The following is a 26,498-nucleotide window of genomic DNA, read 5'->3' on the forward strand; positions in this document are numbered from 1 at the left end:
TTCCCGTGCACCCAAACGGTTCCGTGCACCCAAACAGTTAGGCCCCTGCCGCCGGCACTCACGCGCATGTCCGACGTTGCAATCATCGGGGCGTCGATGACCCAGTTCGGCAAGCGGGAGGGCTGGGTCGCCGACCTGCTCGCGGAGGCGGGAGAGGCCTGTCTACGGGACGCAGGCGTCGCCCCCTCCGAGGTCGAGCATCTCTACGTATCGAACATGGCCAGCGGCGAGTTCGAGGGGCAGACGGGCGTCCCGAACCGGCTGGCACACGACCTCGGCGCGCTCCCCGCGTACACCCAGCGGGTCGACCAGACCTCCTCCTCGGGTGGGGCCGGGATGTACGCCGCCTGGCAGTCGGTGGCGTCGGGGGCGAGCGATATGACCCTGCTCGTCGGCGGGGAGAAGATGACCCACCGCACTACCGCGGAGGCGACCGACGTCATCGCGTCGCTCACCCACCCGGTGGAGTACAAACACGGCGTGACGCTCCCCTCGTTCGCGGGGCTCACGGCGCGGGCGTACCTCGAGAAGTACGACGCCCCGCGCGAGTCGCTCGCGAAGGTGGCGGTGAAGAACCACCGGAACGGCGTCGACAACCCGAACGCCCAGTTCCGCAAGGAGATCACGGTGGAGACGGCGATGGAGTCACCCGTCATCGCGGACCCGCTCCGACTCTACGACTTCTGTCCCATCACGGACGGCTCGGCCGCGCTCATGTTCTGCCCGGTCGAGATGGCGGAGCAGTACACGGACGACTACGTCACCGTCGCGGGCATCGCGGGGGCGACTGACACCCACGTCGTCCACGAACGCGAGGACCCCACGGTGATGGGCGGTGTCGTCGAGTCCGGCCAGCAGGCCTACGAGATGGCCGGGATGGGCCCGGAGGACATCGACGTGGCCGAGCTCCACGACATGTTCACCATCCTCGAGTTCCTCCAGAGCGAGGGGCTCGGCTTCTTCGAACCCGGTGAGGCGTGGCTGGGTATCGAGGAGGGGATCACGACCCGCGACGGGGAGCTCCCCATCAACACCTCCGGCGGGCTCAAGAGCAAGGGCCATCCGCTCGGGGCCTCCGGCGTCGCACAGGGCGTCGAGATCTACGAACAGCTGATGGGTGAAGCCGGGAAGCGACAGGTCGACGCCGAGGTCGGACTCACCTGTAACGTGGGTGGGTTCGGCAACTGTGTCATCACCACGGTGATGGAGGTGGGCCGATGAGCCTCGAAGCGTTCCGCTGTCCGAACGGTCACACCACCTACCCGTCACACCCGCTGTGCCCGGAGTGCGGTGAGGAGCAGACCGAGACGGTGGACCTGACGGAGGAGACGGGCGTCGTCGTCACGTGGACGACCTCCACCTCGACCCCGCCCGGGGTGCGCTCGCCGAACCACCTCGCTATCGTCGAGTTCGAGGTCGACGGTGAGTCGGTGCGCGCGCTCGGTCAGCTCACGGAGCCCGCGGAGTCGGGGACGGAGGTGACGCCCGTCTACGTCGAGGAGCTCCGCGAACCGGGCGCGGGGATCCGCGAACCCGAGAGTCAGGACTGGGACGGCTACCGGTTCGACCCGGTGTAGTCACTCGCTCGCTGTTCTCCGAAAATCGGACACCCACACGGCGGTCCCGGCAGTTACGCCGGTGGGGTCGTGGCGGTCTCCGTCGTGTCGGCCCCGACAGCCTCCGCGAGCGCGGCGAGTCCGTCCTCGACGGTGAGCGTTCTGTCGTCCTGCCACCGCGGGTAGACCGCGGTGAGTTCGTCGCCATCGTAGACGGCGAGACAGAGCCCGGGCGTCACGAGGATCTCCGCGCAGACGCCGGTGAACGAGCAGTCGTACTGCCGGGTCCGGAACGCGGGATAGAGGCTCGCACCCTCCTTCTCGGCCCAGTCACGGAACCGCTCGTACTGCTCGATGGCCTCGTTGTCGATGCGTTCCTCGTCGTCGATGACGATCCGGTGTCCCCACGTGGCCGTCTCGACGTCGATACCGGCCTCCCGTAACGTCTGCAGACGGTCTAGTACCTCTCCCTTTCGCTCGCGTGCAACTGCCGCCGAGTCCGATCGGACGAATAGTTGCACGCGCGTTGGCGTGGTCCCCATAGTTGTACCTGCCGTGTGGTGTCGGCAGTCCATGTTATGGTGTGTGTTACCATATCCCTTTCCGAAAGGTTTCGGACAGGTCCTGTCGACGATATAACTGGTTCTGAACGTGACGGGGAACGGACTAGTCAGTCGTACATTTATTCGAATTCCGGGACGAGCGGGCCGAGAACGGGAGCTGACGGATGACGGCCGTGTGACTCGCCGCGGAATCCGTTCGGAAACGACCCGGAAACGACTCTACAGAAATCCGACAACTCACGAGGGGATCGGCCCGGCCGTCGGGACCTCCGTTATCGACCGGGTGAGTCGTCGTCTCCCGGCACGTCGTCGGCCGAGTCGTTGCCATCCGGGTGGTCCCCGTCGACCTCCTCGCGGATGGAGGCCAGCTCGGCGTCGACGTCGATGGTGATGGGCTCCGAGTCCGAGCCATCCTCGGGGGCCGTCTCGGCCGCGGCGAGACGCTCGCGGACCTCCGCACGGAGCTCGCGGGCCTCCTCGAGGAGGCGACGGGACTCGGGGTCCGATGGCTCCCCTTCGAATGCACGGGTCAGGTCCGCGAGCGCGGCGTCGAGTGTCTCGCGTGCGCTCCGCGAGAGGGCCTCCGCGCCACGGCCGCGTCCCTCACGGTCGCCACGGCCCCGGTCGACCCGTCCCTCCGCGAGACGGATCGTGCCGGCGAGCAGTTCGAGCAGTCGGATGTTCGCCTCCAGGACCGCGATGACCGCGGGGATGGTGTACTGTTCGGTAAAGCGGAGCAGTTCACTCAGCCCCCGTGGCCGCTGGGCGCGCTGGAGGGCCTCGAGCGTCTCTGCGAGCTCCTCGAGGAGGGGTGCGAGGTCGTCGGGGCGGTCGCTCATGTCCGTCCCTTCGCGGTGGGGCACCAAAACGGTGTGTCCGGTTGTGAACACGGCAAAACCCTTAATATATAATGGAGAGAATACTCTAAAAGAATACCAATGGGACAGGGTGCTTCCGAGACGGCGACCTTCACGCAGGCGCTTGCGAGCCTCAAGCGCACGGGGAGCAACATCCTTCTGGTCGGCGCGGCCGGTGACGCCCAGCACGGTGCGTGCAGCCGGCTGCTCGGCGACGAGTCGGAAGCACCCCGCGAGCGGCTCCTCGTCTCCGTGGGTGCGACGGCCGTCGACGAGCGAATCCAGGATGGAACGACCGTCATCGAGTACGAACAGGAGACGCGTTCGGCCGCCGCGAGCGCGTCACCCGCCGCGGACAGTGGCCCCGAACCGGCCCGCTACCAGACCGTCACGGATCTGGCGTCGCTCGGCCGCGAGATGGAGGCGGCCATCACCGAAGCGACCCGCCGGCCCGGCGGGCTGGAGCCCGCACAACTGCGCGTCTGCGTCGACTCCCTGCGCCCCCTGCTGGAGGAACACGGCGAAGAGCCGACATTCCACTTCCTCCACGGCATCACCCGGGAGATCGAGGCCGCCCGCGGCATGGGTCACTTCCATCTCCCCGTGAGCTACGACGACTCCGCGGTGCGGACGCTCGTCCCGCTGTTCGACGCCGTCATCGAGGTGCGGACCCGCGGAGACGGCCGCGAGCAGCGCTGGCACCTCCGTGAAGCCGGGCTCGTCACGGACTGGCTCCCCCTGTAGGCCGAATTTAGGCCGACCGAAACGTTTTACCTTTTAGGGTTACCTAATCCCGGTAATGGCAGCCACGTCCCCGACGAGTGAGACGACCGACGACGGTGTGCCGGCGCTCGCGTGTTATCGAACGTGCCCTGAGAAATCGGTGTTCACGGAACCCGGCAACGTGGACGGGTGGATCTCGACGGATACGACGGTCGAGTTGGAACGTTAAAACGCGTCCTCGGTGACGAGCGTGTCGTCCTCCAGGTAGTGCTGGAAGTGGTGTGCGTGCTCCTCGAGCGGTTCGAGGTGCTCGCGCAGGAGCTCGCTCGTCGTGTAGTCGCCGAGATCTTCGGCGAGCCCGATATGCTCGCGCATCGTCTCGATGATCTCGCCGAACATCTCCATGTCGTTCTCCAGTGAGGTGCGGATGTCGTAGACGTCCTCGTCCTCAGGCGTGACGGGCGCGTGTTCCTCGAACGTCGCGCCACCGGAGAGCGGGACGCCGCCCATGGCCTGCGCGCGCTCGGCGAAGGCGTCGGCCGCGAGCTCGAGGTCCTCGGCGACCTCACCGAGGTAGACGTGGAGGTCGCGGAACTCCGCCCCCTCGACGTTCCAGTGGTGTTTCTTGATCTGGTGGTAGGCGACGTACGCCGCGGCCAGGTCCGTGTTCAGCGCGTCGATGAGCTGGCGGGCCTTCTCCTCGTCGATGCGGAGGGCGTTCTCCTCGATGCTGCCGGCCTCCCGTCGAGCCGTCGCGTCGGATTTCTGGGTGCTCATGACTCGGTTTCACGTTCTCGCGTCAGCCCCTTAAACCTTGTTGCCACGACAAGTAAAGTTCTCTTTTCGAAAAGATATCTTTCTTCTATGGGTCAAAAACACCGACTTCCTCACGGTACGCCGACAGCTCGTCGGTCTGGAGGTCGGCGACGAGCGAGCGGCCCGCGACGTCGAGCGCGCTGTGGACCGTACCGTTCGGCCGGGCCACGAGCGACCGCCCCGCGTACGTGGTGACCGGGTCCAGCTCCCGGCGTCCCGTCCGGCCGCAGGCGACGGCCCATCGCACGCCGTCCAGCGCCCGCGCCCGGACGAGCAGCCGCCAGTTCGTCGCGTGTGCCGCGGGCCACGCGCCGATGACGAACAGCGCGTCCACGCGGTCCGCGGTGAACGCCGCGCTGTCCGCGACGAAGTTCAGGTCGTAGCAGGTGACGAGTCCGGTCCGGCCGAGCGGCGTGTCGACGATGACCCGCTCCGTCCCGGGGGTGAGGAGCTCTCGCTCGCTGCCCCAGAGATGTCGTTTCCGGTAGTAGGTCGTCTCACCCTCGGGGGTGACGTAGGCCGCGGTGTTGTAGAGCCGGTCTTCGTCCCGTTCTGCGAAGCCGACGAGGATCGCACAGTCGTTGGCCCGCGCGCGGGCTCGCACCCGGTCGAGTGCGGGCGCGTCACGGCCGAGCGCGACCGGGTCGAGGCGCTCGTCGCCGACGAAGCCGGTGAGATACAGCTCGGGGAACAGTGCCACCTCCACGCGGTCCGGGAGGTCGGCGACCCGCGAGTCGAGGCGGGCGAGGTTCGCCTCGGGGTCGAGATCGTCGACGGGGGCCTGACAGCAGGCGACGGTGTGCATGGGACCGCTCGCGGGCGCGGGCACAAAGCAGTCCCGACGAACGGCAGGGTCACTCCCGGTGGAGGACCATCGGCGCCCCACCCTCGAGGACGGCAGCATCCTCACCACGGGCGTCGAAGGTCGCTCGGGCTTGCCGGTCGTGGACCGCTCGCAGCGTGGCGAGATCGTCGTCCTCGAGCTCGAGCTGTTCGGCGAGCTCCTCCCAGACGTACGGCAGGAGGACGACGACGTACCGCTCGTCGTCGCGAAGGACGACCGGGTCGTAGGCGAACGCGCGTTTCCACTCGTAGACGAGGTCCTCGATACCGGGGAAGCCCGCGAGATACGACTGGACGCGGGCGACGAGCGCCGCGAGCTGGTCGGGTGAGGTGTCGTGTGCCTCGGCCACCGCGGTGACCAGCTCGGCCTCGAAGACGGGGAGGTCACGGGTCATGGGTGACAATCAGTTGGAGAGGGGAAAATCACAGCGAGTCGGGGACGGTGGTGCGGGCCCCGATGACGGCCCAGGTGACACCGATGAGCGCGAGCGCGTACAGCGGAACGAGCAGCGAGGCAGCCCCGACGGATGCGTAGCCCAGCGCCCAGCCGTAGAGCCAGCGGTCGTGCATACCGGGACCGGGTACCGAGCCCACTTTCCTGTGTCGATGGACCGAAACGGCTTCCCGGCTGTCGCCGCAGCGTTGCCTCCATGGACGCCCAGGAGACGGTCGTACGATTCATCGCGACCCACGACCTCGACTGCCCGCCCGCCTACCGGCTGCTCGACCTCACCGCCGAGGTCGGCGAGCTCGCGGCCGACGCGACGGACTCGACCTGATACTGGCTCCCCGACGCGGGCTACTCCGTCGCGGGCTCGCGCGCCACCCGCTCACCGTTGTGGCGGACGACCACGGCGTCGGGGTGCCCCTCGAGGACGAGCTCGAGGTCGTACTCGATGTCGACGAGACACTGGGTACACGCCATCGCGTCGTCCGGCTGGAACGAGCGTACCGCGACGGTGAGCTCGCCCGCCGTGGCGCGAACGTCCTCCAGCTCGGCGGTGTAACAGCCGTTGCGCCCGCCGATGACCCCGGAGACGGTGATCCGGTCGCCGTCGCGGGTGACCGTCGCCTCGTCGCGCCCGTCGCCACACGCCGTGTCGCGGACGGTGAACGACCTCGACACGACGGCCGGTTCGGGTGTCGATGTCGGCGTATCCGTCGGCGTATCCGTCGGCGTGTCGGTCCCCGTGGTTGGCTGGTCGTCCGGCTCGTCGGTCGGGCGGGTACAGCCCGCGAGCGCGATGCCGGTGACGGCCCCACCGGCCCGGAGGAGAGCCCGTCGATTCATGCTACTTCAGAGGCGCGCCGGGAGTAAGGCCGTTCGGAAAGCGCAAACGCGTCTTTGTCCTACGCCAGTACCGAGAGGGCGACGAACGCCGTCACGGCCGCGGCCACGAGCTGTGCGCCCCCGAGCGTGCGCCCGTCCAGCCGCTCGAACGCGACGCCCGCGAGGAGACCGACGGCGACCATCCCGCCCGTGATGGCGACGGCGTAGGCGGCGACGACGGCGAGCGCGGCCCCCGTCGAGAGGACGCCCGTTACGAACGCGAGCATCGAGACGGGTGGCGAGAGCGTGAACAGCGCGCCTGTGACGGAGACGACGAGGAGTCCCCGTGTCCCCTCCGCGTGGGGGAGGTGGCGGGCTCCGCGGGTCGCCCCGTGGTCGTGGCCGCGCTCGCCGCGGAGGGTCCGGACCCCCGAGCGCGCGACGAACAGCGAGACGAGGAGGAGACAGCCGCCGAGCACCGACCCGCCGACGGCGTCCAGCCGGTCGAGCGGGAGCCGTGCGGCGAGCACCGTCGCCACGGTGAGCCACGCGAGCACGAGCAGAACGTGGCCAGCCGCGAAGCTCGCGCCGACGAGCGCGGCCCGCTTCCTGCCCCCCTCGCTCCCCAGCGAGATGATGCCGGCGACGTGGTCCGGTTCCGCCGCGTGCGTGATGCCGAGCGCGGCCGCCGCGACCAGCAGCGAGAGGTCCATACCCCACGGTGCGGCCCCCGGTGCATACCGGTTACGAATCACCGGGACCCCGAGGGATTAGTCGGCTCCACCCCTTCCGTCGACATGGCCCGCGCTGCGCTGCCGCTCGCCGTAGTCTCCGCCGGCACGTTCACCGCGCTGGCGTTCGTCGTCGGGGTGTCGCAGGCCACGTACCTCCCGGTCGCGGTCGTCGTCGGCTGGCTCACCGCGGGGCTCGCGGGTGCACGTCGGGAGCACCCGGTGGGGGGACTCGCTCTCGGGAGTGCCCCGTTCACCCCGCTCACGATTTCGCTTTTCACCCTCGCTCCGCGGTACGGTGTGCTCGTGGTCGGGGGTGGTGTGATGCTCGGGGGGCTCGGCTACGCGATCGGACGGAGAATCCCACGTCGGACCGCGTGATGGGGGCGTTCGTTCCGACGGGTACCCGCGGCCGCGTTCAGGCGTACTGCGCGATGGTGTTCGAGAGGGTAGCCTCGTCCTGCACGCCGACCATGCGCTCTCGCGGCTCCCCGTCGACGAACAGATAGAGCGTTGGGACGCCCTGCACCTGGTACTCGCTCGCGATGGCCTGGTGTTCGTCCACGTCGACCTTCAGGACGGTCGCGGGGCTCTCGCGCGCGAGCGTCTCGACGGTCGGCTCCAGCAGCTTACACGGTCCACACCAGTCGGCGTAGAAATCGACGAGGACGACGTCCCGGCTCCGGACGAGCTCCTCGAACTGGGCCCGCGTCTCGATACGGATCGGGTCCGACCGTTCCCCGGCCGCCCGGAGCTGTTCGCGTTTCGCTTCTTGGATCCGTTCCAGTTCGTCGTCACTGTCGCTCATCGGTAGTGTGATGTATCCACGAGGAGTTAACGACTCGGGGCTGGTGCTCGCGAGTTACACGACCGTACCGAGTTAAGAGAGGCGGCGGTCCGGGCAAAACCGCCGCCGAGTGCCGGATGTCAGAGGCACCCCGGCACCAGTACAGATGTAAGGGGATGGCTTTACATCACTCACCGGGACGGCGTCCACCACCTGAGCAGTAGTATATAAACTCAGCCTTCATTTATATATGGTTGCTCACTCAACCCCAACCGATAACCCCATTCGTGAACATGTTAGAATGAACTACTATGGACGGTGTATTCGACGAGCTGCTCCCGCTGTTCTCACGCCGGGATGCGATGCTCGGGGAGCTTCGGGGCGAGCCGATTTCGAAGAGCGCGCTCGTCTCGTCGCTCGACATCTCCCGGTCGACGGTCGACCGGGCGATGCGTGAGCTCGCGGACCACGATCTCGTCGAGCGAACGGGGCAGGGGTGGGTGCTGACGCTAGCCGGTGAGCTGCTCGTCGAGGAGTACGAGAACTTCCGCCGCCGCGTCGCGGGCATCGAACGTGCCCACCCATTGCTGTCGTCGCTGCCGCCGAACGTGGGCCTCGCCCCGAGTGCGCTCGCCGGCGCCGAGGTCGTCATGGCCGACCGGACCGCCCCCTACCGCCCGGCGGAGGCGTATCTCGACCTACTCCGGTCCTCGGACCGTGCCTGGCTGCTCAACACGGCACTCACGGAGCAGTACGTGGAAGAGCTGGAACAGCTGGCCGTCGCCGGCGACCCCGATCTCGACGTCGCGTGTGCGGACTGCGTCGTGGAGCGACTCATCGCGGAGCATCGCGAGGTGCTGGACACCGCCCTGAAGAGCGGGACCGTCACCATGCGCGAACTCGACGACGACCTCCCGTTCAGTCAGGGGGTCTTCGAGATCGACGGAGAACGCCGGCTCGCCGTCCTCGTCTACGTCGACGACGGGCTCAAGGGGGCGATCGTCAACGACGACCCCGCGGCCGTGGCGTGGGGAGAGTCGTTCTTCACCGAACACTGGGAGGCCGCCGATCCGATCCCGACGCCACCGGCCACAGAGGACCGCTGAGGGGGTCGGCGCGCCGGCGGTATCCGGGGCTTAGAGACGACCTGTAGGTTTAAGGGCGCGGCCAGCAACCACGGCCGTATGGACGAACCTCAGGAGATTACCAGCCTCGTCGGCCGCGAGGTGTACTCGAACAACGGCGTTTTCGTCGGCCAGGTGGAGGACCTCCGACTCGATCTCGATGCCGAGCAAGTGACGGGGCTCGCCCTCTCGGAGCTCAACGGCTCGCTGTTCGGTGACCGGACGAGCGACGCCCGTGGCGTCATCATCCCGTACCGCTGGGTCCGGGCCGTGGGCGACGTCATCCTCGTGAACGACATCGTCGAGCGGTCGCGCGACCAGGCGGAAGAGGAAGAGTCCGCGGTCTAGCTGCCGTTCCCGCTCTCGCTGCCAGATCCTTCGACGCCCATCGCCTGGAACAGCTTCGAGCGAACCGCCTCCTCGGTCAGATCGAGCAGGGTGTCACGGTTGGAGCCACCACCTTCGAGCCCCGTGAAGATGCCGAGAGGAATCTCGACGCTCGCATCCGTGGAGTGGCCGACGACCTCGCCGATGCCGCCGAACGCGTCCTGCAGGACGTTCCCGATGTTCATCCGGATGTCCTTCGAGCGAGCCGTGAGGTAGATGTTCTCGTCGGCGATGGCGAACACCGCTGTGGTGGTGATTCCCTCCAGATTGAGGAGATGCTGGGCCGCCTGCGAGAGCGCGTCACGGTCGCGGATGAACCCCGCGTTCGAGACGAGATGCGACCCCCGGACGTCTCGGTTCCGGATGGCCTCCGCGAGCACGTCCAGCGTCTCCGGGCTCATCGACGGCGACTCCACCTGCTCTAAGGTGTCGTGGTCCGCGAACGGGTAGAGATACGCCGCGGCCGTGAGGTCCGCCGGCGTGGTGTCGCGTTTGAAATCCAGCGTCTCCGCGCGGATGCCGTACAGCAGCGCCGTCGCGACCTCGTCCGAGAGGTTGATGTCGAACTCCTGGATGTACTTCGTGAGGATGGTGGAGGTCGAAGAGACGTTCGGCCGCACGTCGACGAACGTCGCGTCGTAGTCGATCTCGGGTTCGTAGTGGTCGATGAAGATGTCGACCGGGCGGTCGACCACGGGCTCGGAGGCCTTCGCGTAATCGACGAGCGCGATGGTGTCGTAGTCCTCGAGGCTCACGTCATCGCGCGCCAGCAGGTCGATACCGAACAGATTCACGAACGCGCGGTTCTCCTGGTGACCGATCTCCCCCTCGTAGATGATATCCGCGTCCACGTCCCGCGACTGCGCGATGGCCTTCAGCGCCACCGCGCTCGCGATGGAGTCGGGGTCCGGCGACCGATGCGCGAGGATGGCCATCTTCCCGCTCGTGTCGTCGATGACCTCCGCGAGCTGCTCGGCTTTGTACTCCAGCTCCCCCGTCTCGAGCGCGCGAAGCGCCGAGTCCGCGATGACCGCAGAGGGGTTGACGACCACGTCGACGCCCAGCTTCTGGAGTTCGTCGGCCGTGACGGGGTCCGACGCGCGGACGACGATGAACTGGTCGCCGTCGCGCTCGCGGATGTTCTCCACGGCCGCCCGGTTCGCGCCGATATCCGACGAGAGGATGAGGATGACATCGCGGTCGTCCATCAGGTCCGCGACCTCCTCGTCGGCGATGTCGCCCGTGCGTGCGTCGAGGTCCTGGTCCCGCAGCGCCTCGACCCGGCCCTCGTCCTTGTCGATGATGAGGACGTCTTTCCCCTGGTCGACGAGCTCCTCGGCGACGGCGTGGCCCACGCTCCCGCACCCCAAAATCGCGTACGTGGACATCGACGCCATCGAAATCGCGGTACTCATGGTACACATGGGTGCGGCGGCACGATACTTATATTGCCCACTTCGTGTAAACGCGTGGCTAAGTGGCACAGGGCGGTTCAATCGACACCTATATGAGTTCCTCGTGGATACATCGAATTGCCTGGGCCGATAGCTCAGCCAGGCAGAGCGTCTGGCTCTTAACCAGACGGTCGAGGGTTCAAATCCCTCTCGGCCCGTTTTCCTGCGAACAACGTGAGCAGTGAAAACGCCACAGAGGGATTTGAACCATGCGAGACGAGCGAAGTGACGTCTCGCAACGGTTCACAATCCCTCTCGGCCCGTTATCGCAGCGCGAACAACTTTGTGAGCCCTGCGTCTCGTCGGCGAGAGGAGTTTCATCGAGGGGCGGAATGACCCCTCCCCCGATTCAGTTCCCGCTCTCCTCCACCACCCCATCCTCCGACAGCCCCAGCCGTCGCTCCCGTTCATCGGCCTCGACCACCCCGAAGAACTCCCCGGGCCCGGTCGGTTCGATGCTCCGGTAGAACGTCTCGCAGTTCCCCGCCTCGATGACGTAGAGCTCGGCCCAGAAGCCCAGCCCGCCGTCGTCGGTCTCGTTGTACCAGAGCCACGCGGGGACGTGGAGGTCGCCGGGGTCGTTGGCGAACCGGCGGAGGTCCTCCAGCGAGCGCCAGTACTGGATGGCGGCGCCCTTCGGCAGGCCCATGAAGGCGGGGTGATACCCCAGAAAGCCGCTGTCGGGGTCGGCTTCGAGCCGCTTGAATATCTTCGCCGTCTCGCGGCTGGCGCGAATCCAGCGCGGGAGCGCGCGGAGCGTGTTGAGCCGCATTCCGTTGATGTAGATGACGAAATCGCCGTCGGTGTCGGCGACGTGGCGTCCCGTCGAGAGCGAGGACATGAGGGGAGAGATAGGGCGCGAGCGGGCATTCGCCTATCGGCGCGTGGTCAGTCGTCCGCGGCTCCACTGCCGCGGCCCGCGTCGGGGGTCTTCAACACGGATTCGTCCGTCTCCGGGCCCAGCCGCTCCACGCGAACGCTCGACACTTTGAACTCCGGGATACCGGCTGTCGGGTCGAACGTCTCCCCCGTGAGCTTGTTCACCGCGCCCGCGGCGAAGTGCATCGGGATGAACAGCGTGCCGGGGCCGACCCGGTCCGTGACGGTGGCCTTGACGACGATGGAGCCGCGACGGGACGCCACGCGGACGTACTCGCCGTCGGCGACGCCCAGTCCCGTCGCGGTCTCGGGCGAGATCTCGACGAAGCTCTCGCCGACGTGGTGCATGAGTCCCTCCACCCTCCGGGTGATCTGGCCCGTGTGCCAGTGGTAGAGCACCCGTCCGGAGGTGAGGGTGTAGGGGTACGTCTCGTCCGGGAGCTCGCCCGGATGTCCGCCGTCGGCGGGGACGAACCGGGCCTTCCCGTCCTCGAAGTTGAAGTTCCCCTCCTCGTAGTCGTAGAGATAGGGGGTCCCCGGATGGTCCTCGTCGGGGCAGGGCCACTGGAGGCCGTGTTCGCCCTCTTCGAGCCGGTCGTAGGTGACCCCGCCGTAGATGGGCGTGAGGGAAGCGATCTCGGCCATGATCTCCTGGGGGTGGTCGTACGCCCAGTCGTACCCCAGCCGGCGGGCGAGCGCCTGGGTGATCGCCCAGTCCTGTCGCGCCTTGCCGGGCGGCGAGGAGGACGGCCGCACGCGCTGAATCCGGCGTTCGGTGTTGGTGAAGGTGCCGTGTTTCTCGGGGGCGGCTGCCGCAGGCAACACCACGTCCGCGTACTCCGCGGTCTCGGTGAGAAAGACGTCCTGAACGACGAGGAACTCCAGTTCCTCGAGTCCCTCGGCAGCGTGTTGGATGTCGGGTTCGGAGAGCGCGGGGTTCTCGCCGACGACGTACATCCCCCTGAGGTTCCCCGCGTGGATCTCGGTGAACATCTCGGGGACCTTGAGCCCCGGTTCCTCGGGTGGCCGTTCGCCCCAGACGGCGGCGAACGTCTCGCCGACCTCGTCGTCCGCGGGGTCCTGATAGCCGGGGAGGCTCCCCGGGAGGGTGCCCATATCCCCGCCACCGCCCTGTACGTTGTTCTGGCCGCGGAAGGGAGAGAGGCCCGCGCCGGGCTTACCGACCTGCCCGAGGACGAGCGCGAGATCGGCCATCGCCAGCAGGTTCTCGGTGCCGTGGCGCTGCTGGGTCATCCCCATCGCCCAGCCGAAGACGACCGTCTCCGCGGACGCCAGCGTCTCGGCCGCGGAGGCGAGTTCCTCTGGCGTGACCCCTGCGAGCTCCTCGACCTTCTCGGGGGTGAACGCCTGCACCTTCTCTCTCAGTGCCTCGAAGTTCCGCGTGTTGCGCTCGATGAACGCGCTGTCGTGCAGGTCGTTCTCGATGAGATAGCGGATGAGCCCGTTGAGCCACGTCACGTCGTAGCCCGGATTCGTCCGGGTGTACTGGGTGGCGTGCTCCGCGATGCCGATTTTCCGGGGGTCGAAGACGACGAGGTCGGCCCCGTTCCGGACGTTTCGCTTGATGCGCGTGGCGAGCACCGGGTGTGACTCGGTGGTGTTCGACCCCGAGATCAGGTAGGCGTCGGCCTCCCCCACGTCCTCGTTGATGCGGTTCGTCATCGCGCCGTAGCCCACCGTCTGCTGGAGCGCGGCGACGGTCGAGGAGTGACAGAGCCGCGCGCAGTTGTCGATGTTCTTCGTCCCGAGCACCTGCCGGGCGAACTTCTGGACGAGATACGCCTCCTCGTTGGTCCCCTTCGAGGAGGCGAGACAGGCCACGCTGTCGATGCCGTGCTCCTCTTGAATCCCGGAGAGCCGGTCGGCCACGAGGTCGAGCGCCTCGTCCCACGACGCGGGTTCGAGCTCTCCCTCGTCGTTCCGTACGAGGGGTTTTCGGAGGCGTCCCTCGCTGTTCGCGAACTCGTGGCCGAACTTCCCCTTCACGCACGTGGAGAAGTCGTTCGCGGGTGCCGCGTCCGGATCGGCGACGGGAACGACGCCGAGGGTGTCGCCGTCTTTCCCCCACATCTCGAACCGGCAGCCGACCGCACAGAACCCGCAGGTGGTCTCGGCTTTCTCGATCTCGCCGAGCCGGTGGTCCGCGACGAGGCTGGCGATGTCGAAGAGCCGCCCTTCCGAGAGGGTGTTCGACGCGACGCTCTCGGCCGTGTGCTCCGCCGCGAGGAACGCCTGCCGACCGAGTGCGCCCGCGAGCCCCTCCGCCTGCCGTCTAGCCCGTGCCGCGAAGCCGGCGAGCCCCGGTTTCTCGGTTTCGACCCCGGGCACGCCGAACGAGCGGTTCGGCGCGGGCGTGTCGTCGATCGTCTCCGCGGGTTCGTGTTCGATGACGCTCCCGATGGAGTTGCGCTGGGTGAACCCCGGGAGCGGGAGCGTCCCGGCCCCGCCGATGTCCTTCTCCGTGAGCGCACCCGTAGGGCAGACGGTGGCGCAGTGGCCACAGGAGACGCAGTCGGAGTCGGCCATCGTCTCCGCCTCGGACTGAAAGCCGATGCGGGTGTCCTCGCCGTGGCCCTCCACGCGGAGGACGCCCTCCACCTGCACGTCGTTGCAGGCGTCGACACACCGGGTGCACATGATGCACTTGTTGCGGTCGATCTGGATGAACGAGGAGCTGTCGTCGAGCGGCTCGTACTCGCTCCGGTCGTCGAAGACGCCGTAGCGCGGGTGGTCGACGCCCTCCGAGATGGCGGCGTCCTGCAGCTCACACCGACCGTTGCCGTTGCAGGTCGTACACCGGAGGTTGTGGTTCGAGAGGACTAAATCGAGGTTGACGCTGCGCGCCTCGTCGGCATCGGGGGTGTCGGTCTCGACCGAGAGGCCGTCCTCCGCGGGGAACGAACAGGCGGGGACGAGCCCGTGGTCGTCGGTGTCGACCATGCAGGTCCGACACTCACTGCGCGGCCCGATGTCGTCGCCACACTCTCCCTCGCGGTCGTAGTGACACAGCGCGGGGATGTCGGCGTCCGTGTCCACCCCGTCGCCGCCGACGCGCACCGAGTCGATGGCCTCGATGGCGTCGATGAGCGTCGCTCCCGCATCGACGGTGACGGGCTCGCCGTCGACGGTGAGGGTGGTCGGCCCCTCCAGGGTCCCGACGGGTGGGTCGTTCGCCGTCCCCGTCTCGAACGTCGCCGTGACGGGCGTCTCGGGGGTCGGGTCGTCGATGTCGGGTACGCCGGGGAGATGGTCGTGGGTACTCACTGGAAACACCTGTCGCTTGAACAGCGGCCGTCGGTGTGCGCGCGGAACTCCGGCTCGAACGCCTCGATTGCGGTGGTGACCGGGCGGGGGGCCTGCGCCCCCACCAGGCAGTTGCTGGAGCGTCGCATCACCCGCGCGAGTTCGCGGATCTTCTCGGGGTCGAACGCCCCGGAGTACACGTCTCGCAGGAGTTCGGTGAGCTGTTTCGTCCCCTCCCGGCCGGGGACACATCGGCCGCTGTTCTCCTCGCTCGCGAACCGGGCCCGCTCGCCTGCGACGGCGACGGGACACCGGTCCGAGAACAGCTCGACCACGCCGTCGGTGCCGAGCCCGGCCGCCGTGAGCGCCCGGGCGGTGGGGGCGATATCGAGGTCACGGGTCTGCCCGCCCAATTCCCCACCCACGACGGCGAATTCGAACCCTTCATCGAGGTCGACGGCCCCCCGCACGCCGGCGAGACTGTCGTCGGGCGCCAGCTCCACGGTCACCGGGTCCGCCACCTCGCCCGCGACCGTGACGAGTCTCGTTCCGGGGTCGCGACCGGTGTACGCGCCGGGGGTTGCGATGGCCTGCCGGACGTGCGCGAACGTCCGCGGAGTGTGGATGACCGTGGGCCGGCCGTACAGCCCGTACTCGGCGGGCGTCGGGGGTTGCAGCCGCGGTTCGATGCGGTCTGCCCCCTCCAGTCCCTCGAGCGCGGCGGTCGGCTCGCCTGCGCGGTACACGTCGGGGCCGGCGACGAGCTGTGGAACCACCGGAAGCCGGTCGGCTACCGCGTCGGTGGCATCACGGAGATGCCGCTGAAGCGCGGTCTCGGTCTCGTTCACGAGCAGCACTGCGTCCGCCGCGCCGACGAAGTCGGCCACGGCAGCGATCCCGTCGAGCACCGCCAGCGGGGCGCCAGCGAGCAGGGTCCGGTCACCCTGTGGGAGGCGACTCGCCTCGTTCGCGTTGCAGACGACGACCGGCTCTCCGTCCTGCTCGCGCACGGTCGTCCACGCCTCACTGACGAGGTCGTCGCGTGCGGCGTCCCCGCGGCCGCGGCCCCGAAGGCTCGTCCCCGCCACAGGCTCCGCGTTCTCAGTCGTCGAGACGAACGTCCACGCCGTCGGATCGAGGGGGTCGCGCCAGCCGCAGGGGGCGAGGAGCCGTCGTGTCCCGACCGCGAGCGGCCCCTCGCTCGGGACGGGAAGCGTCGTCGTGTCCGGGTCGTGAGTGATGGTCTCGCCCGGCAGCGGGTTGCCGGCCTCGACCGCCCGCACCACCTCCCGGACCGTCGCCGCCTCGGGGTGCCGGTGGACCACCGTCTCGCCGTCGGCGGTCGCGAGGAGCAGGACGCCGGCACCGCTCGGCCCCGTCCGGACGACCGGGGTATCGGCGGCGGTCTCACGCGCCGCTCGCGCGACGCGGTCCGCGGCCGTGCTGTCGAAGGGGGCGGAGACGCGAACCGCACGCGCATCGGTGCTCGGCCCGTCCACAGAACTCATTGACAGGGGTTCACACCGAGAGGGCAAAAATCCACACCCACCACGAAGCGTTAGGTGGTTGCTGTCCGTCACTCGGAGCATGACGAACCCCCAGTTCGAGACCGTCACCGACCGGGCCGTGGCCGCGCTCTCCGAGCCGGACCTCCAGTCCGTCTACACGGGCATCATCCACGCGGACGGTCGCCGCGAGTACTACTTCGGCAACGACACCGAGGACGCCACGGCGCTCCGGGAGGCCGCGGCGGTCCAGCTCGGGATGCTCCTGCGCGTCCTCGCCGACCAGTCGGACAGCGATGTCGACGAGCTCGCCGAGTTGGCCCGCGAGCGCGCCGAACGCATGGAGCTCGGGTGACTGTACCTTCTCGGCTCGCCACCACCTCCCCTACTACCGCGCCGCCGAGTAGTCACCCCTGCTCGACCCGGCGTACGACCTTCTCTTGGACATCGGTGACCACGGCCTCGCCCTCCGCATCCGCCGCCTCGAAGGTGGTCTCCGCGACGACCGACCAGGTCCCGCTGCGCGCCGCGTAGGCCACCCCCCGGACCGAGCGCCCGGCGACGAGCACGAAGCCGTAGGCCACCTTCCCGTCCTCCCGGCCGAACACCGGGTGGACGGCGTCGACGCGGTCGACCTCGCGGAGGGCGTCCAGCTCGCTGTGCGTGAGTCCCCGGTTCGGGAGCGACGAGACGATGGACATACTCGGGGGTGGAGAAAGGGAGACAAGACGCTTGGGTTCTCCACGAGCGGGACGGACGCGCTTACTCGCCGGGCGAGTAGTTCGGCGCCTCGTCCGTGATCATCACGTCGTGGGGGTGGCCCTCGGTCTGGCCCGCGGAGGAGACGCGGACGAACCGCGAGCGCTCTTTGAACTCCGGAATCGTCGCGGCACCGACGTAGCCCATCCCGGACTGCATCCCGCCGACGAGCTGGTGGAGTTCGCTCTCCAGCGAGCCCTTGTACGGCGTCGCGGCCTCGACACCCTCAGGGACGTACTCGTCGTCCTCGTCGGCGTCCTTCAGGTAGCGGTCGCCGCCGCCGGACTGCATCGCGCCCACGGAGCCCATCCCGCGGTACTGCTTGTACTTCTTGCCGTTCATCGTGATGACGCGGCCGGGGGCCTCGTCCGTGCCGGCGAAGTAGGAGCCGAGCATGACGGCGTCGGCGCCCGCGGCGATGGCCTTGATGGCGTCACCGGAGTAGCGAATCCCACCGTCGGCGATGACCGGCACGTCCTCCTGGACGGCCACGTCGGCGACCTCCGTGACGGCCGTGATCTGGGGCATCCCCGCGCCGGTGACGACGCGCGTGGTACAGATGGAGCCGGGGCCGATACCCACCTTGAGGCCGTCGGCGAAGTCGACGGCGGCCTCCGCAGCCTCCCGGGTGCCGATGTTCCCGACGACGACATCGGCCTCCACTGTTTGCTTGATCTCCTTCGCGGAGTCGAGGACGTTGAGGTTGTGCGCGTGCGCACAGTCGATGAACAGCACGTCCGCACCGGCCTCGTCGGCCGCGGTCGCGCGGTCCGTCTCGAACGGGCCGACGGCGACCCCGACTCGGAGGCGGCCCTGCTCGTCGCGGGCGGCGGCGTCGTACTCGCGCCGGGAGAGGATGCCGCGCATCGTCACGAGGCCGACGAGATGGTTCTCGGCGTCGACGATGGGGACGCGCTCGATCTTGTGCTCGTACATGAGCTCCAGCGCCTCCCGCGCGTCGACGTCCTCCGTCGCGGTGATGACCTCGTCGGTCATCGCGTCGGAGACGAGGTCGGCCTCACCGACCTCGAGGTAGGGGCGGATGTCGGTGCCGGAGATGATCCCGAGCACCTCGTCGTCCTCGTTCACGACGGGTGCCCCGGAGACGCCGGCGTGGGCCATCATCCGGTCGACCTCCTCGATGGTCTGCTCGGGGGCCGCGGTGACGACATCACGGATGATGAGTTCGTCCGCGCGCTTCACGCGCGTGACGTGCTCTGCCGTCTCAGACACGTCCATGTTCCGGTGGAGGACGCCGAGGCCACCCTGCCGGGCCATCTCGATGGCGAGGTCGGCCTCGGTCACGGTGTCCATCGCCGCCGAGAGGACCGGGATGTTGAGTTCGACGTTCTTCGAGACGCGTGTGGTGGTGTCGGCCTCGTCGGGCTCGACGCGGCTCTCCATCGGTCGGAGCAGCACGTCGTCGAACGTCAGCGACTCCGGTACCTGAAGTTTCTGCGAGAACGGAGCGGAATCCTTCGCCATGTAAGCGGTGCGGAGGCACATCGGAAAAACGTTGCGAGATAGGGGATGTTCGTGGCCACGAACCACGCCACGAACCCACACGACCACGCACCGGGTCGATGCTCCACCCCCGTGGATACACACGTTAGTGAGTATGTGTGCTCTGCCAGCGGTCAGAACATCTGTCTCGTCGCCGTCCGCGTGCGACCCGCACACCCCCCGAAGGTAGTTGGGTCCGAGGCGCGAACTGTCGACCATGGAACGGATTTCGACGATGCGGCTCTACGGGAGTGCCATCGCGCTCGTCTCGGGCGCTTACTCGGTGTGGCTCTCGACGATGGGGATGATGGGGATGACGACGACCGACTGGCTCATGCTCCTGGTGGGAGTCGTCGTGCTCGCCCACGGCGTCGCCCTGCTCACTCCCCTCGCTGGGAAACTCGGTCGGGCCAGCGGCCCACTGATGGTCGGCTACTCGGCCCTCATGCTCGCGCTGCAGGCGCTGATGCCCGCGGAGATGGGGATGCGGCCGGGGATGCTGTCGGGCTCGATGATGGGCGGGGACGCGGGGATGGTCGCCATCGCCGTCCTGATGCTCACGAGCGGGGTCATCATGACCACCCGTCGGGAGATGCTACCCAGCTCGGACACCGCGGACGCGGGCGAGTCGGCGGGCTGAGCCAGCAGCCAACTCGTCGACCCGGAGCCGTCGCGGACGACCGGTGTTCGGGAACGGACCCCGTCGGTGTACAGTCGTGCAGGGAGTTGTCGAATATCGGTCGAAAGCGAACAATCGGGGCGGAAACGAGCCAAAAGTTCCCGAGCCATGCGGGCAAGCCTCACACAACACTTATGATTGCGTCAACAATTGTTTGGGATATGGACTCCGCATGTCCCATCGCGCAGCGTAACGCCGGGCAAACCAGCCTCGACGCCGGCATTACATTTACACTCGCGACTGGGAATAAAGCGGAGAACTTCGCATTCGACTGGCTCGGGCGGAAATCCGTGCACGCCTGCCACTCGTATCGCGAATCCCATCACCCATCGGCGACGGGGTATCGCCACGCCGCCTGAGATGAGCGTTTCACGCCATCCGATCGCGCTCCGCCTAGAGCGCACCGTGGGTGAAGGGACGAAGCTTCTCGCGACCGTCATGGGCCTCCCGCTCGTCGACGGCATCTTCCCAGCCGTCGTCCTCGCCGGGGCGTTGAGCACCACGCTCGGCATCATCGAGGTCGGGCTGCTCATCTTCGGCGGTTCCGCCACTCTCGCCGTCGTCCTCGCCGAGATGGAGGGGACCCGCCGCGAGCAGGTCGCCTCGGTGCTCGCCGTCGGCGCGCTCATCATCGGCGTCGCGACCATCGAAGCCGCGCTCGCGCCGACCATCCAGTCGTTCCTGAACATGGAGATCTTCACGCGCTTCGCGGCGCTCGTCATCCTCGCCATCGCGGCGAAGACGGCCTCCGCGACGGTCGGGGAGTATCTCCCCTCGCCGGGGGTCATCATCGGCCTCGGGCTCATCGCCTCGTTCCAGCCCGGTGCGGTGACGATCCAGTTCGTCACGGACCCGATGCTCGTCGCCCGCGGCGCGGCTGCCGCCGGTGTCGGCGTCGCCTTCGCGCTGAGCGCGGCCCTGTTCGCCCCGTGGCTCCGCGGCTCCGTCAACATCGACCGCTTCCGCTTCGGGAGCGCCGTCGCGCTCGGGGTGCTGCCGCTCAGCATCCTCGGCATCATCCAGGCGAACGTCCCCCTCGCGCTCGCCGTCCTCGGTGTCACGGGTCTGCTGGCGTTCGACCCCGAAGGGACCCAGAGCGTCGGCGACTCCGCCGCGGCCGTCACCGACGGTGGCGACGAGGTCGAGGCCGACGACGCGGAGGCGGAGTACGAAGACGAGGAGTACGAGGACGACGCGGACATCTCCATCGACACGGAGGAGTCCGACGGCCCCTCGCTGGGCGACGGCGACCGCGCGCCGTGGCTCTGAGCTGACACCCGTCCTCACCCCTCCCCAAGACGTATTTTCCGACCCCGACACCTTCAGGTATGCCGACCGCCGACCCCGAGTTCCCCGCCCTCGAATCCCATCTCCGCGACGTGCTCGGCATCGACATCGAGCGCATCGAGACGCTGAGTGACGGGCTGAATCTCGTGCTCGAAGTGACGACCCCGGCGGAACGATACATCCTCCGGCGACCGAACGACCTCCGGCAGACGGGGATGTTCACCGACGTGGCGACGGAGTACCGGGTGCTCGACCGCCTCGTAGCGACTTCCCTTCCGGCTCCCGAACCGATCCATCTCTGTGAGGACCCGTCGCTTCTCGGTGCCCCGTTCACCGTGACGAGGTACCTCCCCGGCGAGACGGTCCCTCTCGGCTCGGACCTGCCGGAGCGGTTCCGGACCCCGGCGGCTCGCGAGCGACTCGCCCATCGGCTCGTCGACACGCTGGCGACGATGCACACCCTCGAGACAGCGCCGTTCGAAGGCGTCTGTGACCAGCACACGGTGGCCGACCAGGTCGCCCACGATCGGGGACGGCTGGACGTGGTAGCCGACGCGACGGGCGAGCCCTTCCCACGGCTCCGCGGGGTCGGAGAGTGGCTGGCGAGGAACGCGCCGGAGACGGGCGTGCGGACGCTCGTCCACGGTGACTACCGACCGGGAAACGTGCTGTTCTCGGGCGATTCTCTCCCCGAACTCACCGGTGTCCTCGACTGGGAGACCGCGATGCTCGGGGACCCCCTGGGCGAGGTGGGCTATCTCCTCCTCCGGTGGCGCGACGAGGACGACGAACCGATCTCGCTGGCCCCGCTGGAGGATGCGTACCCGGGCCACGATGCGCTCTCGACGATCCGACGAGCGAACGAGGCGGGGCTCGCGCCGTTCACGGCGAAGCCGGGCAGTCCTTCGCGGGAGGCGCTGGTCGCACGCTACGAGGCACGGACGGGGACCGCCTTCGAGCACGAGCGATTCTACCGGGCGAACGCCGCGTTCATGCTCGGGGCGGTGTGGGCGGACCTCCATCGGCTCCGGGTCGAGGCCGGCGCGGAGTCCGAGTGGAAACCGTGGGTGAGCTACATGGCGCTCATCGGGGAGGGGATCATCGACGGCGGCTAGCCGTCGGGAGCTAGAAGCCGCCGACGGCGAGGACCCCCGCGTCCAGAAGCAACAGCACGGCGACGACGCTCGCCGCCCGGAAGATCGTGTGGGCGTCGTGTGCCGGGGTGCGGACCTTCTCCTCGTCGACGCCCGAGCGGATCTTGCTCGCGCCGATCTCGACGAGCGCGGCGAGCGCGAGCCAGAGCACCAGCATCGTCACGACGAGATGTCCCAGCTGGGAGCCGGTCAGGCTCTCGACCGTGTAGAGCCGGCCGGCCTGGTGCCCCCCGGTGACGAAGAGCACGACGGCCGACGCGCGGGTGAGCGTGGTGAGTTTGCCGGTGGTCCGTCCGAGTACCTCCGGTGCGACGGTCCCGTCGCGAGCGAGTGGGAGGACGGCCCACGCGAAGAACAACACGGCGCCGGTCCAGGCGGCCGCGAAGAGCATGTGAACCGCATACGAGACGACGAGGTCGATCGGTGCCATACGGGGAGGGCGCGCGGACGCCTAATCAATCATTTCGTGACGAGCCACACCTGTTTGACTCGCGTCGACTCGGCTTGCACACGCTTAAGAACGGTGCGCCCCCGTCACCGAGTATGGAACCACGGGACCTCTCTTCGCACGTCGCCTACGAGGCGGGTCGTGGTATCGAGGAGGTGGCTCGCGAACTCGGGCTCGACACCGAGTCGCTCATCAAGCTCTCCTCGAACGAGAACGCCTTCGGCCCCGCGCCGAAGGCCATCGAAGCGATCGAGGCGTACGCGCCGAAGGTACACACCTACCCCAAGTCCTCCGCGGCGGACCTCCGCGCGGGGCTGGCGGAGCGGTTCGACGTCACCCCCCAGCAGGTGTGGCTCGCCAACGGCGGGGACGGCGCGCTCGACTACCTCGCACGGACGTTCCTCGACCCCGGCGACCGCGTGCTCGTCTCGAAACCCGGCTTCGCCTACTACGCGATGTCCGCGCGCTACCACCACGGGACGGTCGCGGAGTACCCCATCGAGAAGGAGACGGACTTCGCACAGACCGCGGCGAACGTCCTCGCACACTACGACGGGGAGCGCATCATCTACGTCACGTCGCCGCACAACCCCTCCGGGAGCGAGATGCCGCTCTCCGAGGTGGAGGCGCTCGCCGAGACCGTCGACGACGAGACGCTCGTCCTCGTCGACGAGGCGTACGCGGAGTTCTCCGACTCGCCGAGCGCCGTCACGCTGTTCGACGACTACGAGAACCTCGCCGTCCTCCGGACCTTCTCGAAGGCGTACGGGCTGGCCGGGGTTCGACTCGGCTACGCGGTCGTCCCGGAGGCGTGGGCCGACGCCTACGCCCGGGTGAACACCCCCTTCGCGGCCTCGGAGATCGCCTGCCGCGCCGGGCTTGCCGCGCTGGAGGATACGGAACACGTCGAGAAGACGGTGGCGGGCGCGCAGTGGGCTCGCGAGTACATCCGTGACACCCTCGAGGCCCCGACGTGGGAGTCCGCGGGGAACTTCGTGCTCGCGGAGGTCGGGAACGGGACGGAGGTGTTCGAGGCCGCGAAACGCGAGGGCGTCATCGTCCGCGACACCTCGTCGTTCGGTCTGCCCGAGTGTATCCGCATCACGACGGGGACCGAGGCCGAGACGAAGCGCGCCGTCGAGGTCATCAACGACGCGCTATGAGGGTCGCGGTCACCGGCACCCCCGGCACGGGGAAGACGAGCGCGACCGAGGCGGTGGAGACCGACCTCGCGGTGATCCACCTGAACGACGTGATTCGCGAGGAGGGGCTCTCCACGGGGACGGACCCCGACCGGGGGAGTCTCTACGCCGATATGGACGCGCTCGGGGAGTGGCTCGCCGGCAAGGACGACATCCTCGTGGAGTCGCATCTCGCCCACCGGTTCCCCGTCGACCGGGTCGTCGTCCTGCGGTGTCACCCCGAGGAGCTGGAGCGCCGGCTGAGAGAGCGCGGGGAGACGGAGGCCAAGGCGACGGAAAATGCGGAGGCCGAAGCCCTCGACGTGATCCTCTCGGAAGCCGTCCACGAACACGGACTCGACTCGGTGCACGAGGTCGATACGACGAACCGGACGCCGGCGGAGGTCGCCGAGGAGATCGAGGCCGTGATCGCCGGCGACCGCGAACCGAGCGCCGGCGAGGTGGACTTCGTGGGGTGGCTCTGAATGCTCGACCGGTTCCGAAGCGTGGCGAACCGCCTGCTCGAACCGTGGGTGAAGCTCGCCCTCGCGGTGGGCGCCACGCCCGACACCATCTCCGTCGTCGCCTTCCTCCTCGCCGTGGGGGCGGGCGGGACGTACGTGCTCGCGGGCGCGACCCCGATACTCTACCTCGCCGGAGCACTCCTCGTCTTCCTCAACGGCTGGCTGGACCTGCTCGACGGCGCCGTCGCGCGCCGGACGGACACGGCCTCCGCCGCCGGTGACCTGCTCGACCACGTGCTCGACCGCTACGCCGATATCGTCATCATCGTCGGGCTCGCGGTCGGCGTCGAGCAGTACGCCATCGGCCTCGCGGCCATCACGGGTGTGTTGATGACCTCGTATCTCGGGACGCAGGCGCAGGCCGTCGGCCTCGACAGGGTGTACGGGGGGCTCGTGGGACGGGCCGACCGCCTCGCACTCGTCGGCCTCGTGACCGCAGTGGCACCGTTCGCCCCCGTCGAACTGCGGGGGCTCTCACTCGTCGGCCTGCTGTTGGTGTTCTTCGCCGTGGTGGGCCACGTCACCGCACTCCAGCGGTTCTACTACTCGATGCGCGCGCTGGGTGCGGAATAACGCCACGGCGTGCGTTTTATACCCGGCGCTGGCAAAGGGCCGGTATGGTTCAGTGTGAGATGTGCGGCGCCGAGACCGGGGCCCCGAAGACGGTGAAAGTCGAGGGCGCGGAGCTCGACGTCTGCGCCGACTGTGCGGACTTCGGCACGGAGGTCCGAACCCAGCAGTCCTCCTCGACGTCGACGAAGTACTCCACCTCCTCGTCCTCCTCCTCCTCGAAATCCTCGGGGGGCGGCACCTCCGGCTCCGGGTCCGGTAGCTCGGGAGGCGGCTCCTCGCGCCGTCGCCGCGACATGTTCGACGAGATGGACGAGGTCGCGACGGACTACGACGACCGAATCCGCACCGCCCGCGAGTCGAAGGGGCTCTCACAGGAGGAGCTCGCGAACCAGCTCAACGAGAAGGCGAGCCTCATCCGGAAGGTCGAACGCGGTGACGTGCTCCCGTCCGACTCCGTCCAGAAGAAACTGGAGAAGGCACTCGGCATCTCGCTCACCGAAGGGGAGAGCGAGGACAGCGAGTGGGAAAGCGGCTCCTCGATGGGGACGACGACGCTCGGCGACGTGGTCAAGCGGAAGGACTGATATATAGGCCTCCGTTGGCCATCTCGGCCTCTATAGCGCTATTACGAAGCGTTTTCCTATCACTCGAAGAGCCTTCGGCATGGCGCGCGCCGAACAAGTCGGACCCGTCAGTGAACAGTTCTCGGAGTATCTCGCTGCGGTCGAGCGGTGCGTCCACGTCCTTCCGGACGCCATCGACGCGTACGGCCACGATACCGAGCGGTTCGCCGCGGCCATCCGGGCGGTCTCGAACCACGAGGACGAGACGGTCGAGTGTGCACGGAAGTTGCGGGCGACCCTGGCGGGGATCGACGGCTTCGAAGCCGGACGGGTGTATCTGATGCGCGGTGAGCTCGTCACCTATCTCACCGCACTCAGTGAGATCGCCACCAGCGCGGAGCGCGTGCTCGTGGAGCTGGACACCATCGAGCCGGCGCTGGGCCCCATCCGTGAGGGGCTCGCGGAGATGGCGCACGTGGCGGGTGTCGCCTTCGAGACGCTCGCTGCCGCCTCGCGGTCGTACGTTCGTGCGCTGGCGACGGTCGCGGACCCGCCCTCGCTCGGGGCCTCGCTCGACCGGGTTCGACGGCTCGAAACCGCGGCGGACGACCTGAAAGACGACTGTCTCCGTGAGACGTTCACCGGTGGCTACGGACCCGAGGCGCTCGTCCACCGCGAACTCGTGTTGGGGATGGACGCCGTTCCGAACACCATCGAGGACGCAGCCGACCACCTCGCGTACATGCGCGCCTGCACGGTCTGACGGCGAGGGGACGAAAGGCGAGCGAACGGTGGGTGAACGACACTGACCGGTCGGCTATTGAGAGAACATAGCAGGGTATTTTATACACCGTCGAGTACGGAGAAACATGACCACGAAGGGAACCGCCCTGAACGCCGAGTTGGTCTGCTACGTGGACGCCCCCGACCGGGTGACCGTCTACCCCGATGGGCTCGACGACATCGACCGGATGTCGACGTGGCTCTCGGCCGATGCCGCGGCGTTCCTCGACCTCGACGACTGCCGATAACGGTCGAACCCCTCCTTCTCTCGCGACAGCGCTATTC

Annotated in this window: 33 protein-coding genes, 1 tRNA gene and 1 pseudogene; 19 read left to right on the forward strand and 16 right to left on the reverse strand. The window is 68.2% G+C overall.

What is annotated here, in order from left to right; genetic code table 11:
- Window positions 1-66: 66 nt before the first annotated feature.
- On the forward strand, window positions 67-1,221 hold the full coding sequence (locus tag ACQUQR_RS03030; RefSeq protein ID WP_435194633.1) for a thiolase C-terminal domain-containing protein: 1,155 nt from the start codon (window positions 67-69) through the stop codon (window positions 1,219-1,221).
- Window positions 1,218-1,577 (forward strand): nucleic acid-binding protein, encoded by a 360-nt coding sequence (locus ACQUQR_RS03035; RefSeq protein ID WP_435194634.1) that lies wholly within the window; start codon window positions 1,218-1,220, stop codon window positions 1,575-1,577. The genes ACQUQR_RS03030 and ACQUQR_RS03035 overlap by 4 nt, the downstream gene beginning before the upstream one ends.
- Before the next feature lie 53 nt (window positions 1,578-1,630).
- Here ACQUQR_RS03035 and ACQUQR_RS03040 read toward each other — a convergent pair whose 3' ends face one another.
- Window positions 1,631-2,098: an HTH domain-containing protein gene (locus ACQUQR_RS03040; RefSeq protein ID WP_435194636.1), complete on the reverse strand. Its 468-nt coding sequence runs from the start codon at window positions 2,096-2,098 to the stop codon at window positions 1,631-1,633.
- 293 nt (window positions 2,099-2,391) lie between these two features.
- Window positions 2,392-2,958, reverse strand: coding sequence for a DUF7547 family protein (locus ACQUQR_RS03045; protein ID WP_435194637.1), 567 nt, complete (start codon window positions 2,956-2,958; stop codon window positions 2,392-2,394).
- A 99-nt stretch (window positions 2,959-3,057) separates the two neighbouring features.
- Between ACQUQR_RS03045 and ACQUQR_RS03050 the strand changes: the two genes are divergently transcribed.
- Window positions 3,058-3,720 (forward strand): DUF7504 family protein, encoded by a 663-nt coding sequence (locus tag ACQUQR_RS03050; RefSeq protein WP_435194639.1) that lies wholly within the window; start codon window positions 3,058-3,060, stop codon window positions 3,718-3,720.
- 55 nt (window positions 3,721-3,775) lie between these two features.
- Complete coding sequence (locus ACQUQR_RS03055) at window positions 3,776-3,928, forward strand: hypothetical protein (protein WP_435194641.1); 153 nt, start codon at window positions 3,776-3,778, stop codon at window positions 3,926-3,928.
- Here the strand turns inward: ACQUQR_RS03055 and dpsA are convergent.
- From dpsA to ACQUQR_RS03075, 4 genes and pseudogenes are all read right to left on the reverse strand, one after another.
- Entirely contained in the window at window positions 3,925-4,476 is a 552-nt protein-coding gene (gene dpsA / locus ACQUQR_RS03060) for a DNA starvation/stationary phase protection protein DpsA (RefSeq protein ID WP_435194643.1), read from the reverse strand. The two genes, ACQUQR_RS03055 and dpsA, sit on opposite strands and share 4 nt — an antisense overlap.
- An 85-nt stretch (window positions 4,477-4,561) precedes the next feature.
- The gene (locus tag ACQUQR_RS03065) at window positions 4,562-5,320 is read right to left on the reverse strand and encodes a carbon-nitrogen hydrolase family protein (RefSeq protein WP_435194645.1); all 759 of its coding nucleotides are present in this window, start codon (window positions 5,318-5,320) and stop codon (window positions 4,562-4,564) included.
- 49 nt (window positions 5,321-5,369) lie between these two features.
- A complete protein-coding gene (locus tag ACQUQR_RS03070; protein WP_435194646.1) occupies window positions 5,370-5,753 on the reverse strand; it encodes a hypothetical protein in 384 nt (127 codons plus the stop codon).
- A gap of 85 nt (window positions 5,754-5,838) precedes the next feature.
- Window positions 5,839-5,928 (reverse strand): annotated as a pseudogene (locus ACQUQR_RS03075) (sugar transporter); the annotation flags it as partial.
- 80 nt (window positions 5,929-6,008) lie between these two features.
- Between ACQUQR_RS03075 and ACQUQR_RS03080 the strand changes: the two are divergent.
- Window positions 6,009-6,137 carry a hypothetical protein gene (locus tag ACQUQR_RS03080; protein WP_435194647.1) on the forward strand — a complete coding sequence of 43 codons (129 nt, stop codon included), beginning with the start codon at window positions 6,009-6,011 and terminating at the stop codon, window positions 6,135-6,137.
- Between the two features lie 20 nt (window positions 6,138-6,157).
- Here the strand turns inward: ACQUQR_RS03080 and ACQUQR_RS03085 are convergent, their stop codons facing one another.
- Together ACQUQR_RS03085 and ACQUQR_RS03090 are read right to left on the reverse strand one after the other, a co-directional pair.
- A complete protein-coding gene (locus ACQUQR_RS03085; protein WP_435194649.1) occupies window positions 6,158-6,649 on the reverse strand; it encodes a hypothetical protein in 492 nt (163 codons plus the stop codon).
- Between the two features lie 59 nt (window positions 6,650-6,708).
- Entirely contained in the window at window positions 6,709-7,341 is a 633-nt protein-coding gene (locus tag ACQUQR_RS03090) for a hypothetical protein (RefSeq protein ID WP_435194650.1), read from the reverse strand.
- 84 nt (window positions 7,342-7,425) lie between these two features.
- Between ACQUQR_RS03090 and ACQUQR_RS03095 the strand changes: the two genes are divergently transcribed.
- Window positions 7,426-7,740: a hypothetical protein gene (locus ACQUQR_RS03095; protein WP_435194651.1), complete on the forward strand. Its 315-nt coding sequence runs from the start codon at window positions 7,426-7,428 to the stop codon at window positions 7,738-7,740.
- 37 nt (window positions 7,741-7,777) lie between these two features.
- Here the strand turns inward: ACQUQR_RS03095 and trxA are convergent, their stop codons facing one another.
- Complete coding sequence (gene trxA, locus ACQUQR_RS03100) at window positions 7,778-8,167, reverse strand: thioredoxin (protein ID WP_435194652.1); 390 nt, start codon at window positions 8,165-8,167, stop codon at window positions 7,778-7,780.
- Between the two features lie 290 nt (window positions 8,168-8,457).
- Here trxA and ACQUQR_RS03105 point away from each other — a divergent pair, with 290 nt between their 5' ends.
- Window positions 8,458-9,252 carry a helix-turn-helix transcriptional regulator gene (locus ACQUQR_RS03105; protein ID WP_435194654.1) on the forward strand — a complete coding sequence of 265 codons (795 nt, stop codon included), beginning with the start codon at window positions 8,458-8,460 and terminating at the stop codon, window positions 9,250-9,252.
- Window positions 9,253-9,330: 78 nt separating this feature from the next.
- Window positions 9,331-9,618 carry a PRC-barrel domain-containing protein gene (locus tag ACQUQR_RS03110; RefSeq protein WP_435194655.1) on the forward strand — a complete coding sequence of 96 codons (288 nt, stop codon included), beginning with the start codon at window positions 9,331-9,333 and terminating at the stop codon, window positions 9,616-9,618.
- Here ACQUQR_RS03110 and ACQUQR_RS03115 read toward each other — a convergent pair.
- Window positions 9,615-11,072 (reverse strand): DHH family phosphoesterase, encoded by a 1,458-nt coding sequence (locus tag ACQUQR_RS03115; RefSeq protein ID WP_435194657.1) that lies wholly within the window; start codon window positions 11,070-11,072, stop codon window positions 9,615-9,617. The genes ACQUQR_RS03110 and ACQUQR_RS03115 overlap by 4 nt on opposite strands.
- Before the next feature lie 123 nt (window positions 11,073-11,195).
- Between ACQUQR_RS03115 and ACQUQR_RS03120 the strand changes: the two genes are divergently transcribed.
- A tRNA-Lys gene (locus ACQUQR_RS03120) sits at window positions 11,196-11,269 on the forward strand.
- A gap of 191 nt (window positions 11,270-11,460) precedes the next feature.
- On the opposite strand, the gene ACQUQR_RS03125 is transcribed toward ACQUQR_RS03120, so the two are convergent.
- The 3 genes from ACQUQR_RS03125 to ACQUQR_RS03135 are packed head-to-tail and all read right to left on the reverse strand — an operon-like array spanning window position 11,461 to window position 16,762.
- Window positions 11,461-11,952, reverse strand: a complete 492-nt coding sequence (locus ACQUQR_RS03125) for a monooxygenase family protein (RefSeq protein ID WP_435194658.1) — start codon at window positions 11,950-11,952, stop codon at window positions 11,461-11,463.
- Between the two features lie 47 nt (window positions 11,953-11,999).
- Window positions 12,000-15,275: a formate dehydrogenase subunit alpha gene (gene fdhF, locus ACQUQR_RS03130; RefSeq protein ID WP_435194659.1), complete on the reverse strand. Its 3,276-nt coding sequence runs from the start codon at window positions 15,273-15,275 to the stop codon at window positions 12,000-12,002.
- On the reverse strand, window positions 15,272-16,762 hold the full coding sequence (locus ACQUQR_RS03135) for an NADH-ubiquinone oxidoreductase-F iron-sulfur binding region domain-containing protein (protein ID WP_435194661.1): 1,491 nt from the start codon (window positions 16,760-16,762) through the stop codon (window positions 15,272-15,274). The genes fdhF and ACQUQR_RS03135 overlap by 4 nt, the downstream gene beginning before the upstream one ends.
- A 79-nt stretch (window positions 16,763-16,841) precedes the next feature.
- On the opposite strand from ACQUQR_RS03135, the gene ACQUQR_RS03140 reads away from it, so the two are divergent.
- Window positions 16,842-17,114, forward strand: a complete 273-nt coding sequence (locus ACQUQR_RS03140) for a hypothetical protein (protein ID WP_435194663.1) — start codon at window positions 16,842-16,844, stop codon at window positions 17,112-17,114.
- A 52-nt stretch (window positions 17,115-17,166) separates the two neighbouring features.
- On the opposite strand, the gene ACQUQR_RS03145 is transcribed toward ACQUQR_RS03140, so the two are convergent.
- Window positions 17,167-17,460, reverse strand: coding sequence for a hypothetical protein (locus ACQUQR_RS03145; RefSeq protein WP_435194664.1), 294 nt, complete (start codon window positions 17,458-17,460; stop codon window positions 17,167-17,169).
- A 61-nt stretch (window positions 17,461-17,521) separates the two neighbouring features.
- Entirely contained in the window at window positions 17,522-19,003 is a 1,482-nt protein-coding gene (gene guaB / locus ACQUQR_RS03150) for an IMP dehydrogenase (RefSeq protein WP_435194666.1), read from the reverse strand.
- A 235-nt stretch (window positions 19,004-19,238) separates the two neighbouring features.
- Here guaB and ACQUQR_RS03155 point away from each other — a divergent pair, with 235 nt between their 5' ends.
- The 3 genes from ACQUQR_RS03155 to ACQUQR_RS03165 all read left to right on the forward strand — a co-directional run bounded on the left by ACQUQR_RS03155 (window position 19,239) and on the right by ACQUQR_RS03165 (window position 22,102).
- Window positions 19,239-19,661 carry a hypothetical protein gene (locus tag ACQUQR_RS03155; protein ID WP_435194667.1) on the forward strand — a complete coding sequence of 141 codons (423 nt, stop codon included), beginning with the start codon at window positions 19,239-19,241 and terminating at the stop codon, window positions 19,659-19,661.
- Between the two features lie 399 nt (window positions 19,662-20,060).
- Window positions 20,061-20,969, forward strand: coding sequence for a DUF5794 domain-containing protein (locus ACQUQR_RS03160; protein ID WP_435194669.1), 909 nt, complete (start codon window positions 20,061-20,063; stop codon window positions 20,967-20,969).
- Window positions 20,970-21,028: 59 nt separating this feature from the next.
- Entirely contained in the window at window positions 21,029-22,102 is a 1,074-nt protein-coding gene (locus tag ACQUQR_RS03165) for a phosphotransferase family protein (protein ID WP_435194670.1), read from the forward strand.
- A gap of 10 nt (window positions 22,103-22,112) precedes the next feature.
- Here ACQUQR_RS03165 and ACQUQR_RS03170 read toward each other — a convergent pair whose 3' ends face one another.
- Window positions 22,113-22,571: a transporter gene (locus ACQUQR_RS03170; RefSeq protein WP_435194672.1), complete on the reverse strand. Its 459-nt coding sequence runs from the start codon at window positions 22,569-22,571 to the stop codon at window positions 22,113-22,115.
- Window positions 22,572-22,684: 113 nt separating this feature from the next.
- Here ACQUQR_RS03170 and hisC point away from each other — a divergent pair, with 113 nt between their 5' ends.
- From hisC to ACQUQR_RS03200, 6 genes are all read left to right on the forward strand, one after another.
- Entirely contained in the window at window positions 22,685-23,752 is a 1,068-nt protein-coding gene (gene hisC, locus ACQUQR_RS03175) for a histidinol-phosphate transaminase (RefSeq protein ID WP_435194673.1), read from the forward strand.
- A complete protein-coding gene (locus ACQUQR_RS03180; RefSeq protein ID WP_435194674.1) occupies window positions 23,749-24,255 on the forward strand; it encodes an adenylate kinase family protein in 507 nt (168 codons plus the stop codon). The genes hisC and ACQUQR_RS03180 overlap by 4 nt, the downstream gene beginning before the upstream one ends.
- Complete coding sequence (locus ACQUQR_RS03185; protein ID WP_435194676.1) at window positions 24,256-24,867, forward strand: CDP-alcohol phosphatidyltransferase family protein; 612 nt, start codon at window positions 24,256-24,258, stop codon at window positions 24,865-24,867.
- Window positions 24,868-24,911: 44 nt separating this feature from the next.
- Window positions 24,912-25,451: a multiprotein bridging factor aMBF1 gene (locus ACQUQR_RS03190; RefSeq protein WP_435194677.1), complete on the forward strand. Its 540-nt coding sequence runs from the start codon at window positions 24,912-24,914 to the stop codon at window positions 25,449-25,451.
- Between the two features lie 79 nt (window positions 25,452-25,530).
- Window positions 25,531-26,193 (forward strand): DUF47 domain-containing protein, encoded by a 663-nt coding sequence (locus ACQUQR_RS03195; RefSeq protein WP_435194679.1) that lies wholly within the window; start codon window positions 25,531-25,533, stop codon window positions 26,191-26,193.
- 106 nt (window positions 26,194-26,299) lie between these two features.
- Window positions 26,300-26,461 carry a DUF7511 domain-containing protein gene (locus tag ACQUQR_RS03200; protein WP_435194681.1) on the forward strand — a complete coding sequence of 54 codons (162 nt, stop codon included), beginning with the start codon at window positions 26,300-26,302 and terminating at the stop codon, window positions 26,459-26,461.
- Window positions 26,462-26,498 lie beyond the last annotated feature (37 nt).

The organism is Natronomonas sp. EA1 (assembly GCF_051195035.1).
Classification (GTDB): domain Archaea; phylum Halobacteriota; class Halobacteria; order Halobacteriales; family Haloarculaceae; genus JBNTJV01.